This is a genomic window from Salifodinibacter halophilus (assembly GCA_012999515.1).
Taxonomy (GTDB): domain Bacteria; phylum Pseudomonadota; class Gammaproteobacteria; order Nevskiales; family Salinisphaeraceae; genus Salifodinibacter; species Salifodinibacter halophilus.
In genome coordinates, this window is sequence record JABEEB010000050.1 from 1 (window position 1) to 384 (window position 384).

General features: G+C 74.5%; 2 protein-coding genes. Both read right to left on the reverse strand.

Translation table 11 applies throughout. The annotated features are described in order from the left end of the window. Positions 1 to 166, reverse strand: a 166-nt coding sequence (locus HKX41_10625) for a hypothetical protein (GenBank protein ID NNC24585.1), incomplete at its 3' end; no start/stop codon positions are given. After that, positions 163 to 384: peptide ABC transporter substrate-binding protein (locus tag HKX41_10630; GenBank protein ID NNC24586.1), on the reverse strand; the 222-nt coding region annotated here is incomplete at its 5' end. The genes HKX41_10630 and HKX41_10625, both read right to left, overlap by 4 nt.

Consider the following 384-nt stretch of genomic DNA (forward strand, 5'->3'; position numbering starts at 1 on the left):
CGGCGACGCCGACCACTAGCCCTGCGACCGAGACGATGCCGTCGTTGGCGCCGAGCACCGCCGCGCGCAGCCAGCCCACGCGTTCGGAGCGGTGCGCTTCGGGATGGCGGCTGCGCGCATGCGCGCGCGGTCGGGCGGGCGGGGACGGCGCGGGTTGCGTGGTCATGGCGTCAGGCTCAGCCAGCGGCTGGCGTGGCGGTCCAGCGCGTTGGGTTCGAACCCGCGCACGCGCCGCGACACCAGGTGCTTGGAGGTATAGAAGTACAAGGGAATCGCCGCGTTGTCGTTGAGCAGGCGCTGCTCGGCCGCGCGCAGCCAGGCGTTGCGCGCGGCTTGCGTGGCCGCGGCGTCGGCGCGGGCCAGGCGCTCGCGATAACCGGCGTC